Genomic DNA, 15957 nt, shown 5'->3' with positions numbered 1-15957 from the left:
TTTCAATGCCCTCTCGCTTAACCCCGTCCGCCGCGCCTGCCGCGTCAAGTTATCCGGCCTTGTCCGATTTCTCCGCCCGCCTGATTGGCTGGCAGCGCCAGCATGGCCGTCACGACCTGCCGTGGCAGAACACCCGCGACCCCTATCGCATCTGGTTGTCGGAAATCATGCTGCAACAGACCCAGGTGTCGACGGTGATTCCGTACTACGCGAAGTTTCTGGCGCGTTTTCCGGACGTCGCCGCGCTCGCCGCCGCGCCGCTCGACGACGTAATGGCGTTATGGGCCGGCCTCGGCTACTACTCGCGCGCGCGCAATCTGCATCGCTGCGCGCAAGCGGTGGTCGAGCAGCATGGCGGCGCGTTTCCGGCGTCGGTCGATGAACTCGCTGAATTGCCTGGCATCGGCCGTTCGACGGCGGCGGCGATCGCGTCGTTCGCGTTCGGCGCGCGCGCGACGATTCTCGACGGCAACGTGAAGCGCGTCCTGGCGCGCGTATTCGGCGTCGAAGGTTTTCCCGGCGAGAAGAAGGTTGAGAACGCGATGTGGACGCTGGCGGAATCGCTGCTGCCGTCGAATGCATCTGACGACGATGTCAGCGCCTACACGCAAGGTCTGATGGACCTCGGGGCGACGCTGTGCGTGCGCGGCAAGCCGAACTGCTTACGCTGCCCGTTCGCGGTAGATTGCGTGGCGAACGTGACGGGACGGCAGCGCGAGCTGCCCACTGCGCGGCCCAGGAAAACGGTGCCGACGCGCCGCACATGGATGCTGGTGCTGCGCGACGGCAACGCCGTGATGCTGGAAAAGCGCCCGCCGTCGGGCATCTGGGGCGGCTTGTGGAGCTTGCCCGAAGCTGCTGACGAAGCCGCGCTGGCGGAGCGTGCGCGTGCCTTCGGTAGCGATGGCGCGGTCTCGCCGCTCGCGCCGCTCACGCACGTATTTACGCATTTCAGGCTGGATATCGAGCCGCGGCTTGCGGACCTGGACCGCGCTGTAGGCGCGTTGGCCACGTTAGGCGACGCGGACACCGCGTGGGTTGCGCTAAGCGATCTCGATTCGTTTGGCGTGCCCGCGCCGGTGCGCAAATTGCTGGATGGTTTGCAAGGTTCGCTGCTTTAGAGGCGGCGGCTTCTACAGCAGTTGATGCTGCTGCATGTAGTGATGAACCACGTCGATCCGCGCGCCGGCGTCCTGCAATTCCATCAGCTTCTGGCGGGCGCGCAGCGCGATCGGCAGCACTTCGGCGAGACGGTTCGACACCCACGACGGATCTTCGAGCCTGAACGGTTCGGCGAACGGCAAGCTATCCGGATCGCGTTCGCGAATCGTCGCGATGATTCGTTCAAGCACTTCCGCGCACGCGCCGAATTTGGCCAGATGCTGATTGCCTTCGAGCGGCATGTCGTCGCCGAGCGGCTCGGCCATGCCGACCAGCAAGCCGCTATTCTCCACGCGATGCGACAGGAGGCGGAAGCGCTTGGTGCCGCGCGCGCGGATCAGCAGCATGCCGAAGGCTTCGACATCGCACTCTTCGATTTCGGCGAGACAGCCGATTGCTTCGGGCACCGAAGGCTCTTCGGCGCGCGCCACTTCGGCGCCGCTTTTCAGCAGGCACACGCCGAACGGCGTTTTGTCACGCAGACAGTCGCGCGCCATATCGAGGTAGCGCGCCTCGAAGATTTTCAGGGGCAGCAGCCCGTCAGGGAACAGTACCGTATGCAGCGGAAACAGCGGCACATCGGCAAGCACAGTAGAAGTAGAAGACATGGCGCAACGCTTCGAGTTGAGGCCGCGCGATGCGGCCGGTTAAGCCACTAACTTCGATGATTCGCCGATGTCGACCGGCGCATCGCGGTGCCGCACAATCACATTCGCCTGACTTGCGAGACGCGCGGCGAGCGTCTCAGCAATGAACACCGAGCGGTGCTGGCCGCCCGTGCAACCGATTGCGACGGTCAGATAACTGCGGTTGTCGTCGCGGAAATGCGGCAGCCATTTGGCGAGAAACTTCTCGATGTCTTCGATCATTTCGTGGACGACCGGCAGCGCATTGAGAAAATCAATCACAGGCTTATCGAGGCCCGTAAGCGGTCGCAATTCATGATCGTAGTACGGGTTCGGCAGCGTGCGTACGTCGAAAACGAAATCGGCATCGAGCGGCACGCCGCGTTTGAAGCCGAACGACTCGAACATCAGCACGAGACCCGAATGCTCCTGCTCGATGAAGCGTTTGACCCACGCGCGCAGCACGTTCGCGCGCAGATTGCTGGTGTCGATCTGGTGGCCGAATTCGGCGAGGCCCGCCACAAGTTCGCGTTCGCGTTCGATCGCTTCGGCGAGCGACGTCAGCAGGCCGACGTCCGCGTCGTGCGCGGTCGAGCCTGACAACGGATGCCGGCGGCGTGTTTCGGAGAAGCGCTGAATCAGCGATTGCGTGCTTGCGTTGAGGAACAGGACGCGCACGTCGTGGGCGCGCGACAAGTCGCGGATCATCGCGGGCATTTCGTCGAGCGAAGCGCTCGAGCGCGCATCGATAGCGACCGCGAGGCGGTCTTGCCCGTCCTCGGCAAGGTAATTGGCCAATTGCGGCAGAAAACGCGGCGGCAAATTGTCGACGCAGTAATAGCCTGCGTCTTCAAGCGCGTTCAGGGCAACTGACTTGCCGGAGCCGGAAATACCGGTGATCAGGATTATGCGCATGGAGTCGTGAAATCCGTACATTTCATCATAGCATCTGGTCTCCGTGCGCGCGCCCCGCAGCCCGCCGTTGGCCGCGAAGCGAGGCGCGGTGACACGGACTCAGATCAATTTGCCGGGAAACTGGCTATCGGGATCCTGCATCGCCAGACGCTGGCGGTCCATGAAGTCGCGCAACGTATCGATGCCGCGCAGTTGCAGGATCGTGTTGCGCACCGCCGCTTCGACCAGCACCGCGAGGTTGCGGCCGGCCGCCACCTGAATCGTGACTTTGCTGATCGGCAGGCCGAGCACGTCGACGGTTTGGCTTTCGAGCGGCAACCGCTGGAATTCGCCGTCAGGACGGCGCACCAGTTGCACGATCAGCTTCAGCTTCATTTTGCGGCGTACCGCGGTTTCACCGAAGATTGTCTTGATGTCGAGCAGCCCGAGGCCACGCACTTCGAGCAGGTTTTGCAGCAGCGGTGGGCAGCGCCCTTCGACGAAATCCGGGCCGAGGCGCACGAAATCCACCGCGTCGTCGGCCACGAGGCCGTGGCCGCGGCTGATCAGTTCCAGCCCGAGTTCGCTCTTGCCGAGGCCCGAATCGCCGGTAAGCAACACGCCCATGCCGAGGATGTCGAGGAATACGCCGTGCAGCGTGGCGCGCGGCGCCAGAATGCGCGACATGTAGAGGCGCAGGCTGTCGATCACCGCGGCGGCGGACATCGGCGTGGTGAAGAGCGGCGTCGACGAACGCGTGCATCGCAGCACCAGTTCCGGCGGCGCGGCGACGCCGCCCGCCACCACGAGAAACGGCGGCTCCAGCGCGATCAGCTCGGCCATATGGCGCGAGCGGTCTTCGTCGGTTTGGCGCTTGTAGTAGTCGATTTCGGCGTCGCCGAGCACCTGAATCCGGTTCGGGTGGATCAGGTTCAAGTGGCCGACAAGATCGGCGCTCGACGTGGCATTGGCGACCGATTCCGAAGAAAAGCCGCGCTCCCAGCCTTCATGCCCCGTCAGCCAGCTCAGCTTCAGCGTGGCGGCGTTGTCGTCGAAAATGCTCTGGGCGTTGATGCTGGACGTATCCATGAGTCAGTGACTCCAGTGTGGGCCGCTTGCCCGGCGAGGTGTGGCCGCGCTAACGCGGACCGCGCACCATACAGGGCCGAACCCGCAAGCTCGCGGGGAACCGGCGTGCGGATAACCGCCGATGCATCAAGGTTGCCACTGAGTGAGCAGGCGATGCAACGCTTCGCGATTTTCTTCCGTGTGCAGCCGCTCGCGGGCTTCGCGATCGGACAGCAACTGGGCGATCTCCGAAAGAATCTCGAGGTGCTGCTGGGTGGCCTGTTCAGGCACCAGCAGGAAGATCAGCAGCGAAACCGGCTGACCGTCGGGCGATTCGAAGGGAATGGCTTCGGCGAGGCGGACGAACGCGGCGAGCGGCTGCTTCAAGCCTTTGATCCGGCCATGCGGAATCGCGACGCCTTCACCAAGCCCCGTCGATCCGAGGCGCTCGCGCGCAAACAGATTGTCAGTGACCGTGCTACGGGCGATGCCGTTCTGGTTCTCGAAGATCAGGCCCGCTTGCTCGAACACGCGTTTCTTGCTGGTGACCGATAGTCCGACGACGACGTTCTCGAGGGGAAGAAATTTGGCTAAACGATTCATGTTGACAGGCGAAAACGTGGCCTGGGTTCTCCTCGCTGGGGCGTTTGAGTGGTGTTCCATTCGTTTTGATGCTCACGGCGATGTGCATTGGAGTCCGAAAGCGCAGGACTCCGGCCGACCAACTTCCGTTTGAGCTCGCTTGACCCCGATGGTAACCGGAACATTATAGAACAGGGTAGGCACGGATGGTGCGGCGCGCCATCGATGCGTGATGGGTTTGTTCGATGGGTACAACGGTCGCGGCGCCGGAGCCCGAGACGGGGCTTGCATGCGGTTCAAAAGCGGCCCAAGATCAACCCCGGAACGGCCCAGAAACGAAAAACCGCCCGGTTTCGGGCGGTTTAGCTGGGTAAGGAAAACCTTCCAATTTCCCTTATTGCGGCGGCACGTCAACTTGCGGCGCCAGCGGCTGGTACTTGATCGCCTCGTGCTGATGGCCCTGCAGACGATCTTTATGGCGTATCACTTGCCGGTCGAGCTTGTCGATCATCAGATCGATCGCAGCGTAGAGGTCGCTGTCACAACTCTCGACAAAAATATCTTTGCCCTTCAAATGCAGGTTGATTTCAACCTTTTGCCGCTTTTCCTTTTCCTTGTGGTTGTCGACCGAGAGGACCACACTGCCGTCGATGACCTGATCAAAATGTCTTAGCACCCTATCCAGTTTGGTGATCACGTATTCGCGCAACGCAGGCGTTACTTCGAGGTGGTGTCCACTGATCTGCAGATTCATAGTGCTTCTCCAAGCTAGATGCCGCTTGTTCCGCACAATGACGTAGGTCCGGTCGATCGTCGGCTTGCCTGAGTCGCCCCCCGGTGACTGACTTCTGGCAGGTCGCATCGGCCGGCCTGTCCGCCAACTGCGGAGCGGCCGGTAAATGCCCGCCGCAGGAGGCGACGGGCTACAGAGACTTGCGCAGGTTGACTGCCGGAATCTTGAGCGCTTCGCGGTACTTCGCAACGGTACGCCGTGCGACCACGAAGCCCTGTTCCGCCAGCAGTTCGGCTATGCGGCTGTCTGAAAGAGGAGATTTCGGGTTTTCCGCTCCTATCAGTTGCTTGATGAGCGCGCGAATCGCCGTGGAGGAGGCCGCGCCGCCCGTGTCGGTTGAGACGTGTGATCCGAAGAAGTACTTAAATTCAAGCGTCCCGAATGGGGTCAGCATGTATTTACCGGTTGTCACACGCGAGACAGTCGACTCGTGTAGGCCCAGCGTATCAGCAATTTCCCGCAAAACCAAGGGGCGCATGGCAATTTCGCCGTGCACAAAAAAGCTCTTTTGACGCTCCACAATAGCTTGCGCGACCCTGAGGATCGTCTCGAACCGCTGCTGGATATTCTTGATCAGCCAGCGCGCTTCCTGCAGTTGCTGGCGCAACGAACCGCTGCCCGGGTCGCCCCGGTTATTGCGCAGAATATTCGCGTAAAGATGGTTGATCCGCAGCTTCGGCACGACTTCCGGGTTCAGTTCTGCCTGCCAGCCCTGTGCCGTTTTGCGCACCATGATGTCCGGCACGACATAGTCCGCTTCCGCCTTGCCGTAAGCCGCGCCGGGAAACGGCTCGAGCGAGCGTATCAACAGATGCGCATCGCGCAGGTCGTCGTCGCTGGCCTTCAGATGTTTGCGCAGGCGTGTGAAATCGCGCGCCGCGAGCAGTTCCAGATGATGGGCAACGATGTCGAGCGCGAGCGTGCGGGTAGGCGAGCCGTCGAGCCGCAGCAGTTGCAGCTTGAGACATTCGGACGCGGAGCGCGCGCCGACACCTGCCGGGTCGAAACTATGCAGCAGCGCGAGCGCGGCGTTCAATTCGTCGAGGTCGACTTCGAGCTCTTCAGGCATGTCGGCCAGCACTTCGTCCAGCGTGGCGGTGAGGTAGCCGTCGTCGTCGAGCGATTCGATCAGGAAGGTGATCAGCGCGCGGTCGCGCTGGCCCGCCTGGGTAACGCGCAATTGCGCCATCAGGTGATCGCGCAGCGAGGTGCTCGATTCGTGGATTTGCAGCGGCGGCAGATCGTCGTCGTCCGACGCGTTGCCGGAGCGGCCGTAGTCGTCGAGATTCCATTGCGACGCGTCGCCGTTGCTGTCTCCCGCAAGGCTGTTATATTCGTCGACGCCCTGCGGCTCGCCGTTCTCGGTGCGCTCGCTGCTGCTGGTGGACGAGGACGACGTATTGCCGCCCATCTGGTCGGGAGGCGCGGAGGAGTTGGGCGCCTGGGCGATCAGTGAGCCGTCGGCCGCCACGCGCAGGGGACTCGCGATCCAGTCATCCTCGTTCTCGAGGAGCGGATTCTGCGAGATCGCCATTGCGACTTCCTGCTGCAGTTCGAGCGTAGACAGCTGAAGCAGCCGGATGGACTGCTGCAGTTGCGGGGTCAGCGCAAGATGCTGCGATAGGCGGAGTTGGAGGCTGGCTTTCATGGCAAGTTGGTTTTCATTGTAGAGAGTTTGCCACGACCGCGATACCTTGCGGCATTCGCAATAACGCGTGCGCCGGTTTTCGGCGGCGCTGGGCGCGGGACGGCCCAGGTCAAAAGTGCTGATGTGCGGTTGCCGCAAAGGGGCCGGCGGGTGAGGCGCGCTCGCTCCACCGCCAATCCCTTGTGTACTTACATGCGGAAGTGTTCGCCTAGATAGACGCGCCGCACGCTTTCGTTTTCGATGATGTCGCTTGGCGCACCGGCGGCCAGCACGCTGCCGTCGCTGATGATGTATGCGTGATCGCAGATGCCTAGCGTTTCGCGCACGTTGTGGTCGGTGATGAGCACGCCGATATTGCGCTGTTTCAGGAACTTGACGATCTTCTGGATTTCCAGAACCGCAATCGGATCGACGCCCGCGAACGGTTCGTCGAGCAGAATGAAGCTCGGATTGGTGGCCAGTGCACGCGCAATTTCAACCCGGCGCCGCTCGCCGCCCGACAGCGACAACGCCGGATTCTCGCGCAGGTGAGCGATCTGCAGTTCGTCGAGCAACGCTTCGGTGCGGCTGGTGATGGCGTCTTTCGAGAGCCGCTTGCCGTTGTCTTCGTGCTGCAATTCCAGCACCGCGCGAATGTTTTCTTCGACGGTGAGCTTGCGGAACACCGACGCTTCCTGCGGCAGATACGACAAACCCAGCGATGCGCGCTTATGAATCGGCAGCAAGCTGATCGATTTGCCGTCCAGATCGATTTCGCCCGCATCGAGCGGCACGAGGCCGACGATCATATAGAACGAGGTGGTCTTGCCGGCGCCGTTGGGGCCAAGCAGACCGACCACTTCGCCGCTTTTGACGTCGAGCGATACATCTTTGACGACCGTGCGCGAGCCGTAGCGCTTTTTCAGGCTACGGACCGCCAGCGAACTGCTGGTGCCGGCCGGCTTGCGATTGGGGAGGGACGCGGAGGTGCTCACTGGTTCGGCGCTCCCTGGATCGTGGTGGACGGTGCGAGCGTGGCCGACGCGCCGTTCAGCGGCGCTGCGCCGCCGTTGCGCGGCGACAGCATGGCGCGCACGCGGCCGTTCGGATTGCCCGGGCCGGCGACGTCCTTGCCCGCCTTCGCAGTGTAGAAGTCGTTCTGGCCGTCATACGTGATGACACTGCCGTGCACCTGGTCCATCAGCGTGGACAGACCTTGCAGGCGCTTCACGGTGGCGTTGGTGGTCAGCGTGGTCAGATCCTGCTTGCCGTCGTAGTCGATGCGGATTGCCGTGCCTTCAATGTATTCGTCGAGGCCTTCGCGTTTCTGGCGGAAATACGACAGATTGCCGCCCGACGAAGTGCCGGTGGCGTACTGATAGCCCTGCGGGTCTTGCGTGACTTCGACGCGATCGGCCTTGATCACAATCGTGCCTTTGGTCGCAACCACGTGGCCGGTGAAGATGTTGACCTGTTTCAGGTCGTCGTACGTCATGTTGTCCGCTTCGATATTCAGCGGCTTGTCCTTGTCGGCGCGATCCGCGTGCGCAAGCGGCGCGAAGCCGGCGAGCGGCAACGCGACAAAGAGCGCAGCGAGTCCGGCGCGGCACGCGGACAGGGTGCGCGAGCGGCCGGTATCAAAACGGGGGAACGATTCGTTCATGCAGTCACGCCTGGAATGGATTACCCGGGTTGCTTGGGCGAGCTGGCGGAGCCTTCGGACGCGGCGATCGCGCCGCGCACGTTACCGAACAGCTGCATAACCCGGGTGACGTTGTTGTAGTTCATGCCGCTGGCTGTCATCACAGACACGCCGCGCTGAAGTTTAACCGGCTTTTCGGTCTCGATCACATCGTCGTTGACCAGCACCCTGAAATGCCGCGAATCCGCTTGCATCTGCGGATCGCCGTTGCCGGCCGCCCGCAGAATGCGCGCGTTGTCGTACAGATCCACGATCGAGGCGTCGCCGTTCACCTTGCCGGTGTCGCCGGTCGCGGTGACGATCGGCTTGCCCGGCTGGAAGGCGCGCATGGCCGGCTTGACCAGATCGCTCAGTTCGTCGTCTTCGTAATGGATCAGGTGCGTTGCGGTCAGGCGGTATTGCGTCGAGCCCGACTGGTCGAGTTCGGAAACCGAGAAGTTATCCGCGAAGTAGTCGGGCGTATGCTCCTTCGGGCGCACCACGCCTTCGTTTTGCCGCGGCATCGTGGCTTGCAGCAGCCACCACGTGATGCCGGCGAGCGCCGCCATTGCAACGAGCGGAATCAGTGAGGTCAGGCGGAACTGGTTCATCCGACGAGGCCTCGCTGTTCGCCGCTGCAGGCGGCCGCGAGAAGCGCCTCGTATTTGTGCTGCGCGCGCAGCAAGGTGTCGCATACTTCGCGCGCCGCGCCGTGACCGCCACGCGCTTCGCTCACCCAGTGGGCGCGGGCGATCACTTCAGGATGCGAATTGGCCGGCGCCGCGGCGAAACCGACCTTCAGCATCACGCCGAGATCGACCCAGTCGTCGCCCATGTAGCCGCATTCTTCCGGCGTCACGCCGGTTTGCTTCAGCAGGTCCGCGAACGCTTGGGGTTTGTCTTGCACGCCCTGATAGACATGGGTGATGTGCATTTCCTTCGCCCGCGCCGCGACGATACCCGACTTGCGGCCGGTGATGATCGCCGTCTCGATGCCCGCTTCGCGCAGCAGCTTCATGCCGTGGCCGTCCATCGAGTTGAACGCCTTCATCGTGTCGCCTTCCGCCGTAAACAGCAGGCCGCCGTCGGTCAGCACGCCGTCGACGTCGAAAATCATCAGTTTGACGCGGCTTGCGCGTTCGGTGGCGGTAAGGGGCACGGCGGCCATCAGATCACCTTCTTCGAGAACAGGTCGTGCATGTTGAGTGCGCCGATCAGCTTGCCTGCTTCGTCGACGACCAGCATCTGATTGATCCGGTGGCGCTCCATCAGTTCCACGGCTTCGACGGCGAGGTGGTCCGGACCGATGGTGCGCGGGCCGGCGGTCATGACCGAGGCAATCGATAGTTCGCGGAAGTCGCCGTCGCGTTCGAGCACGCGGCGCAAGTCGCCGTCGGTGAAGATGCCGGTAACGTGATCGTTGTGATCGACGATCGCCGTCATGCCCATGCGCTTGGCGGTCAACTGGAACAGCGCGTCGCGTACGGTCGCCTCGGGCGTCACCTTCGGCACCTGGTCGCCGGTGCGCATCACGTCGCGTACGTAAGTGAGCAGGCGCCGGCCGAGCGCGCCGCCCGGATGCGAGCGGGCGAAGTCGTCCGGACCGAAACCGCGCGCATCCAGCACCGCGACCGCGAGCGCGTCGCCGAGCGCGAGCGCGGCGGTGGTGCTGGCGGTGGGCGCGAGATTCATCGGACACGCTTCTTTCGACACGCCGGAATTCAGGTGCACGTCGGCCAGTTGTGCGAGACTCGACGACGGACGGCCCGTCATCGCGATCAGTTTTGCGCCCATGCGCTTGATCAGCGGCAGAATGGACACCAGTTCTTCGGTTTCGCCGGAATTCGACAACGCGACGAAGACGTCGTCGGTGGTGATCATGCCGAGGTCGCCGTGACTGGCTTCCGCGGGGTGGACGAAGAACGCCGGTGTGCCGGTGCTGGCGAGCGTGGCCGCCAGCTTGCGGGCCACGTGCCCCGATTTGCCGATGCCGGAAACGACTACGCGTCCACGGCAACCCAGGATGAAATCGACCGCCCCGACGAAGCCATCGTCGAGTTGATCGCGAAGCGCGCGCACGGCGTCCGCTTCGATGTCGAGCACGTCACGAGCGAGCGCGAGTGCCCGGTCGCCATTGATTTTCGCTATCATTCGCGGAGTATAGCAAAGGCGCTTGTTCGCCGCGCCGGGCCTGCTGTGCCAAGCCGCTGCCTTTACCGGCCCCTCAACCTTGTCGCACGGCGCTTTGCGTGCGCGGTTCCGCTGACGAACGAGGACGCTTTACCCATGCGTTTTTGCCGATGATTTCCCCGCTCGAAATGACGCTGTTCCTGCTGCTGGCTTCTGTAGCGGGCGTGGTGCTCTTTCGCTTTCTGAATCTTCCGCCGATGCTCGGCTATCTGACGGTCGGCATTGTCGTGGGTCCGCACGCGTTCGGTCTGATTCCCGATTCGGTCGGCGCGCAGAATCTCGCCGAATTCGGCGTCGTGTTCCTGATGTTCTCGATCGGGCTGGAGTTTTCGCTGTCCAAGCTGCGCTCGATGCGCACGCTGGTATTCGGCCTTGGCCTGTTGCAGGTGATCGGCACGATCGCGGTAGCGGTGTCGCTTGGCTTCGTGCTGGAGCGCTGGGTGCACATCACGTGGCAGGCGAGCGTGGCGCTGGGCGGCGCACTGGCGATGTCGTCGACGGCAATCGTCAGCAAGTTGCTCGCGGAGCGGCTCGAAATCGAAACCGAGCACGGCCGCAACATCTTCGGCGTGCTGCTGTTCCAGGATCTGGCCGTGGTCCCGCTGTTGATCGTCATCTCGGCGTTGGGCGGCGATTCGAAGGACCTCGTCAGTGCGCTCGGGGTGGCGGCGATCAAGATCGTCGTGGCGTTGGCGTTGCTGTTGATCGTGGGTCAGCGCTTCATGACGCGCTGGTTCAACGTGGTGGCACGGCGCCGTTCTCAGGAATTGTTCATTCTCAATCTGTTGCTGGTGACGCTCGGCGCCGCGTTTATCACGGACAAATTCGGCCTCTCGCTGGCGCTCGGCGCGTTTATCGCCGGCATGCTGATCGCCGAAACGCCATACCGGCATCAGGTGGAAGAAGACATCAAGCCGTTTCGGGACGTACTGCTGGGTTTGTTCTTCGTGACCACCGGCATGCTGCTCAACCCGCGCGTGGTCTGGGAACACCCGTTCATCGTGCTCGGCTTCCTGGTCGGGCCGATCCTGCTGAAGGCGGTGATGGTGACGGGGTTGTCGCGCCTCTTCGGCGCGTCGCCGGGCGTCGCGATGCGCACCGGCATCGGCCTCGCGCAGGCCGGCGAATTCGGCTTCGTGCTGCTGAATCTGATTCTCGACAAGCATCTGGTGGACGCAACGCTGCTCCAGGAGATTCTCGCGGCGATGCTGCTGTCGATGCTGGCCGCGCCGTTCCTGATCCAGAACGCAGACCGTATCGTGCTGCGGCTGTCGTCGACTGAATGGATGATGCAATCGTTGCAGATGACGCGCATCGCGACGCAGAGCCTGAAGCAAAGCGGTCACGTGATCATCTGCGGTTACGGCCGGGCCGGGCAGAATCTGGCGCGGATGCTGGAACACGAAGGTCTGTCGTACGTCGCTTTGGACCTGGACCCGGACCGCGTGGCTGCTGCTGCGGCCGCCGGCGAATCGGTCGTGTTCGGCGATGCGGGGCGGCGCGAATCGCTGCTCGCCGCCGGTATTCATCGCGCCGCCGCGATCGCGATCACCTACGCGAACACGCCGTCGGCGCTGCGCGTGCTGCATAACATCCACGAACTGGAACCGACGCTGCCGGTGATCGTGCGTACCGTCGACGATGCCGATCTGGAAAAGCTGCTGGCCGCCGGCGCGACCGAAGTGATTCCGGAAATCGTCGAAGGCAGTCTGATGCTGGCCTCGCACACGCTGGTGGTCATGGGCGTGCCGATGCGGCGGGTGGTGCGGCGGGTCGAGGAAATGCGCGACGAGCGTTATGCGCTGCTGCGCGGCTATTTCCATGGCGCCGACGACGTCGAAGACGACGACGGTCACGAACAGGTGCGGCTACAATCGGTGCCGGTCGACGAAAACTCGGACGCGGTGGGCCGCACACTAGCGGAACTGGGGCTGTTCGATGTGGGCGTCGAAGTGACGGCAATCCGCCGGCACGGCATTCGCGGCGTCGAGCCGGACCCGTCCACCAAGCTGCGCGCAAGCGATATCGTGGTGCTGCGCGGTCTGCCCGAGCAGCTGGCCGAAGCCGAGGAGCGGCTCTCGAAGCATCGCCGGGCCGGGGCGGCCGCGGCCTGACATGCGCCGGGCCCGGCCTCGGCGAGTTCATTTACCGATTCATCGGACCTGCGGGGTCCATCCGGAGTCATCATGTCCAACGCGCTCGCGGGCGCGCCGCTCGATGCGGCCGAGTTCGTCAAAAGCAAGATTCGCACGGTGCCCGACTGGCCGCAGCCGGGCGTGCAGTTTCGCGACATCACGCCGCTACTGCAATGCCCGAAGTCGCTGCGCGTGCTGATCGACCTGTTCGTGCAGCGCTATATCGACGCGAAGCTCGACTATGTCGCCGGTCTGGATGCGCGCGGTTTCATCATCGGGCCGATCATCGCGCACGAGCTGAACCTCGGTTTCATCCCGATCCGCAAGCAGGGCAAGCTGCCGTACAAGCGCGTGTCGGAGTCGTACGAACTCGAATACGGCACCGCTACAGTCGAGATTCACGAGGATGCCTGCAAGCCGGGCGATCGCATCGTCATCATCGACGACCTGATCGCCACCGGCGGCACGATGATGGCCGGCAAGATTCTGCTCGAGCGGATCGGCGCGGTGGTGGTCGAAGGCGCGGCGATTATCGATCTGCCCGAACTGGGCGGCTCGGCGTTGCTGCGCAAGGCGGGCCTGCCGCTCTATACGGTGACTGAATTCGGCGAGCATTGAGCGCCGGACGCGAATTTCTACCTGCACACCAAGAAGGTAAGAACGATGCCCAACTTCCTGTTGTTTCTCGCCACATCGATTGCCATCACGATGGCGCCCGGTCCCGACAATCTGCAGGTGCTCGCGCGCGGTATTTCGCAAGGCCGCGCGGCCGGCCTCGTCGCCGCGCTCGGCTTTGCTGCCGGTATCACGTTTCACACTACATTGGCCGCGCTCGGCGTCGCCGCATTGTTGCGCTCGTCACCGGTGGCGTTCGAGGTGATCAAGCTGGCCGGCGCCGCGTATCTGGTCTGGATCGGCATCAAGGCGCTGCGTAGCCAGGGTCTCGCGACCGCGCATGAGCGCGCGCCGCAGCCGTTGATGGCGGTATTTCGCCAAAGCGTGCTCGGCAATCTGCTGAATCCGAAGGTGACGCTGTTCTTCGTCGTGTTCCTGCCGCAGTTCGTGCAGCCGCACGGCGCGCAGAGCGTGACGGTGCAAATGCTCGAACTTGGTGTGCTGTTCATGCTGCAGACGGTGGTGGTGTTCTCGCTGTTCGGCGTATGCGCGGGGATGATCGGCGGCTGGTTGAAGCGCCGGCCGCGCGTGGGCGTGTGGCTCGATCGGCTGGCCGGTGCGACGTTCATCGCGATCGGGATTCGCGTGGCGTTGCGCGACTGAAGACGGCGGCTGAAGAAGAGTTTGGAGCTTTAAATGACTTTGCCTTGCATCACCGCCGCGCGCCGTTTCGACGTTCACGCGCATCTGGCGTTCTGGATCGACGCCCAGCAGGTCGGCTGGATCCGTTCGACCGATGTGCCGCTGCTGACGCGTTGGCCCGACGTATTTGAAATCGACAGTACACGCGTGACGCTGGCCCCGGCCTTCAATACAGTCGATCTGCGCAGCGCGGCACTCGGCTCCGTGATCGGCGCGCTCGCCGCCGAAGGCCGGATTCCCGGCTGGCGCAACGAGACCTACGCGATCCGTAATGCGTTCGATGCGCCGCCGCTCGCGTACATCGAACGGGCGGCATCGCGCTTCTTCGGCACGATGACCTACGCGGTGCATCTGAACGGCGTCGTAGAATACGCGGATGGCGCCCCGCAATTGTGGATCGCGCGCCGCAGCGACGCCAAGGCGACCGATCCGGGCATGCTCGACAACGTCGTGGCGGGAGGGATCGGTTGGGGCTTCGGCATCGACGCGACAATCATCAAGGAGTGCTGGGAAGAAGCCGGCATTCCCGAGGAGATCGCCGCGCGCGCCGTGGCGGGCCGCACCGCACATGTGCTGCAATCGTTGCCGGAAGGCACACAGGCCGAACAGATCTTCATCTACGACCTCGCGCTGCCGGCCGATTTCGCGCCGCGCAATCAGGATGGCGAAGTGGGTGAGCATCGGCTCGCGCGCATCGACGAAGTAGCGCGCTGGATCGAAGAAGGCGCGATGACCGTGGACGCGAGTCTCGCCACGTTGGATTGCCTGCTGCGCCGCCGCTGGATCGATGAAGACGCGTGTCCGGGTATCGACACGTTGTTTGCGCCGCCTGCGCTTGTATAACCTTATGTAACTCGCATTACCGCTTGTATAACGAACGCGCTGCTACGTGTCGCGTCAGACGCCGTACCGAAGAAACCAAGCGAACAAATCACGCATTGAAGAAGGGAGTCACCCAGGTCATGTCGACCGATCACAGCTTTATCCTCAAACTGTCGTGCGCCGACCGGCCCGGCATCGTCCACGCGGTTTCGGGCTTCCTGTTCGAGCGTGGCAGCAATATTCTCGACTCCGCGCAATTCGGCGACAGCGGCACCGGCGAGTTCTTCATGCGCGTGCATTTTCAGCAGGTGGGCGGCGATCCGGGTCTGAGTGCGTTGCGCACGTCGTTCGCGGCGCTCGCCGAACAGTTCGGTATGCGCTGGGAGTTGCACGATGCATCGGTGAAGCCGCGCGTCGTGATCATGGTGTCGAAGATCGGCCATTGCCTGAACGATCTGCTGTTCCGCTACCGCACCGGTCAGCTGGGTATCGAGATTCCGGCGATCATCTCGAACCACAAGGAGTTCTACCAGCTCGCCGCCAGCTATGACATTCCGTTCCATCACTTCCCGCTGATGGGCGGCACGCCCGACGCGAAGACCGCACAGGAAGCGCGCGTACTCGAAGTGATCGACGAGCATCAAGCGGATCTGGTGGTGCTTGCGCGCTACATGCAGATTCTGTCGCCGAAGCTGTGCGAAGCGCTTGCGGGCCGTGCGATCAATATTCACCACTCGTTCCTGCCGAGCTTCAAGGGCGCGAAGCCGTATTACCAGGCGTTCGACCGCGGCGTGAAGCTGATCGGCGCGACTGCCCACTACGTGACGACGGATCTCGACGAAGGTCCGATCATCGAGCAGGAAGTGGAACGGGTCGATCACAGCATGACGCCGGAGCAATTGACGGCGATCGGCCGCGACGTCGAATGCGTGACGCTTGCGCGCGCGGTGAAGTGGCACGTCGAGCATCGCGTCGTGTTGAACGGCAGCAAGACGGTGGTGTTTCGCTAGAAGTGCATGATGCGCTTGCAGTTGGCCGGCCGGTCTACGGGCCGGCAGCTA

At 63.1% G+C, this 15957-nt stretch carries 17 protein-coding genes; 6 read left to right on the top strand and 11 right to left on the bottom strand.

The window, feature by feature from the left end; all coding sequences use genetic code 11:
- Positions 1-5: 5 nt before the first annotated feature.
- Positions 6-1121 (top strand): A/G-specific adenine glycosylase, encoded by a 1116-nt coding sequence (gene mutY / locus WN982_RS18215; protein WP_341313303.1) that lies wholly within the window; start codon positions 6-8, stop codon positions 1119-1121.
- A gap of 12 nt (positions 1122-1133) precedes the next feature.
- Here the strand turns inward: mutY and WN982_RS18210 are convergent, their stop codons facing one another.
- The 11 genes from WN982_RS18210 to kdsD all read right to left on the bottom strand — a co-directional run bounded on the left by WN982_RS18210 (position 1134) and on the right by kdsD (position 10583).
- Positions 1134-1769, bottom strand: coding sequence for an LON peptidase substrate-binding domain-containing protein (locus tag WN982_RS18210; RefSeq protein WP_341313302.1), 636 nt, complete (start codon positions 1767-1769; stop codon positions 1134-1136).
- 39 nt (positions 1770-1808) lie between these two features.
- Complete coding sequence (rapZ, locus tag WN982_RS18205) at positions 1809-2702, bottom strand: RNase adapter RapZ (protein ID WP_341313301.1); 894 nt, start codon at positions 2700-2702, stop codon at positions 1809-1811.
- Between the two features lie 99 nt (positions 2703-2801).
- Positions 2802-3770 carry an HPr(Ser) kinase/phosphatase gene (hprK, locus tag WN982_RS18200; RefSeq protein WP_007179412.1) on the bottom strand — a complete coding sequence of 323 codons (969 nt, stop codon included), beginning with the start codon at positions 3768-3770 and terminating at the stop codon, positions 2802-2804.
- Between the two features lie 126 nt (positions 3771-3896).
- Complete coding sequence (locus WN982_RS18195; protein WP_341313300.1) at positions 3897-4412, bottom strand: PTS sugar transporter subunit IIA; 516 nt, start codon at positions 4410-4412, stop codon at positions 3897-3899.
- 313 nt (positions 4413-4725) lie between these two features.
- The gene (raiA, locus tag WN982_RS18190; RefSeq protein WP_115099572.1) at positions 4726-5085 is read right to left on the bottom strand and encodes a ribosome-associated translation inhibitor RaiA; all 360 of its coding nucleotides are present in this window, start codon (positions 5083-5085) and stop codon (positions 4726-4728) included.
- Between the two features lie 169 nt (positions 5086-5254).
- Positions 5255-6772, bottom strand: a complete 1518-nt coding sequence (locus WN982_RS18185) for an RNA polymerase factor sigma-54 (protein WP_341313299.1) — start codon at positions 6770-6772, stop codon at positions 5255-5257.
- A gap of 188 nt (positions 6773-6960) precedes the next feature.
- Positions 6961-7746 (bottom strand): LPS export ABC transporter ATP-binding protein, encoded by a 786-nt coding sequence (lptB, locus tag WN982_RS18180; RefSeq protein ID WP_341313298.1) that lies wholly within the window; start codon positions 7744-7746, stop codon positions 6961-6963.
- Positions 7743-8414, bottom strand: a complete 672-nt coding sequence (gene lptA / locus WN982_RS18175) for a lipopolysaccharide transport periplasmic protein LptA (RefSeq protein WP_341313297.1) — start codon at positions 8412-8414, stop codon at positions 7743-7745. The genes lptB and lptA overlap by 4 nt, the downstream gene beginning before the upstream one ends.
- A 20-nt stretch (positions 8415-8434) precedes the next feature.
- On the bottom strand, positions 8435-9043 hold the full coding sequence (lptC, locus tag WN982_RS18170; protein WP_341313296.1) for an LPS export ABC transporter periplasmic protein LptC: 609 nt from the start codon (positions 9041-9043) through the stop codon (positions 8435-8437).
- Entirely contained in the window at positions 9040-9600 is a 561-nt protein-coding gene (locus tag WN982_RS18165; protein WP_341313295.1) for an HAD family hydrolase, read from the bottom strand. The genes lptC and WN982_RS18165 overlap by 4 nt, the downstream gene beginning before the upstream one ends.
- Positions 9600-10583 (bottom strand): arabinose 5-phosphate isomerase KdsD, encoded by a 984-nt coding sequence (kdsD, locus tag WN982_RS18160; protein WP_341313294.1) that lies wholly within the window; start codon positions 10581-10583, stop codon positions 9600-9602. Before kdsD ends, WN982_RS18165 begins: the two co-directional genes overlap by 1 nt.
- 149 nt (positions 10584-10732) lie before the next feature.
- Between kdsD and WN982_RS18155 the strand changes: the two genes are divergently transcribed.
- From WN982_RS18155 to purU, 5 genes are all read left to right on the top strand, one after another.
- Entirely contained in the window at positions 10733-12736 is a 2004-nt protein-coding gene (locus WN982_RS18155; RefSeq protein ID WP_341315837.1) for a cation:proton antiporter, read from the top strand.
- Positions 12737-12808: 72 nt separating this feature from the next.
- A complete protein-coding gene (locus tag WN982_RS18150) occupies positions 12809-13375 on the top strand; it encodes an adenine phosphoribosyltransferase (RefSeq protein ID WP_341313293.1) in 567 nt (188 codons plus the stop codon).
- A 45-nt stretch (positions 13376-13420) separates the two neighbouring features.
- Complete coding sequence (locus WN982_RS18145; protein ID WP_341313292.1) at positions 13421-14035, top strand: LysE family translocator; 615 nt, start codon at positions 13421-13423, stop codon at positions 14033-14035.
- A gap of 33 nt (positions 14036-14068) precedes the next feature.
- Positions 14069-14917, top strand: coding sequence for a DUF4743 domain-containing protein (locus tag WN982_RS18140; RefSeq protein ID WP_341313291.1), 849 nt, complete (start codon positions 14069-14071; stop codon positions 14915-14917).
- 119 nt (positions 14918-15036) lie between these two features.
- Positions 15037-15906, top strand: a complete 870-nt coding sequence (purU, locus tag WN982_RS18135) for a formyltetrahydrofolate deformylase (RefSeq protein WP_341313290.1) — start codon at positions 15037-15039, stop codon at positions 15904-15906.
- Positions 15907-15957 lie beyond the last annotated feature (51 nt).

Source organism: Paraburkholderia sp. IMGN_8 (genome assembly GCF_038050405.1).
In the GTDB taxonomy this organism is placed as follows: domain Bacteria; phylum Pseudomonadota; class Gammaproteobacteria; order Burkholderiales; family Burkholderiaceae; genus Paraburkholderia.
Note: the sequence above shows the minus strand (reverse complement) of the source record. Positions and strands in the feature narration are given on the sequence as shown.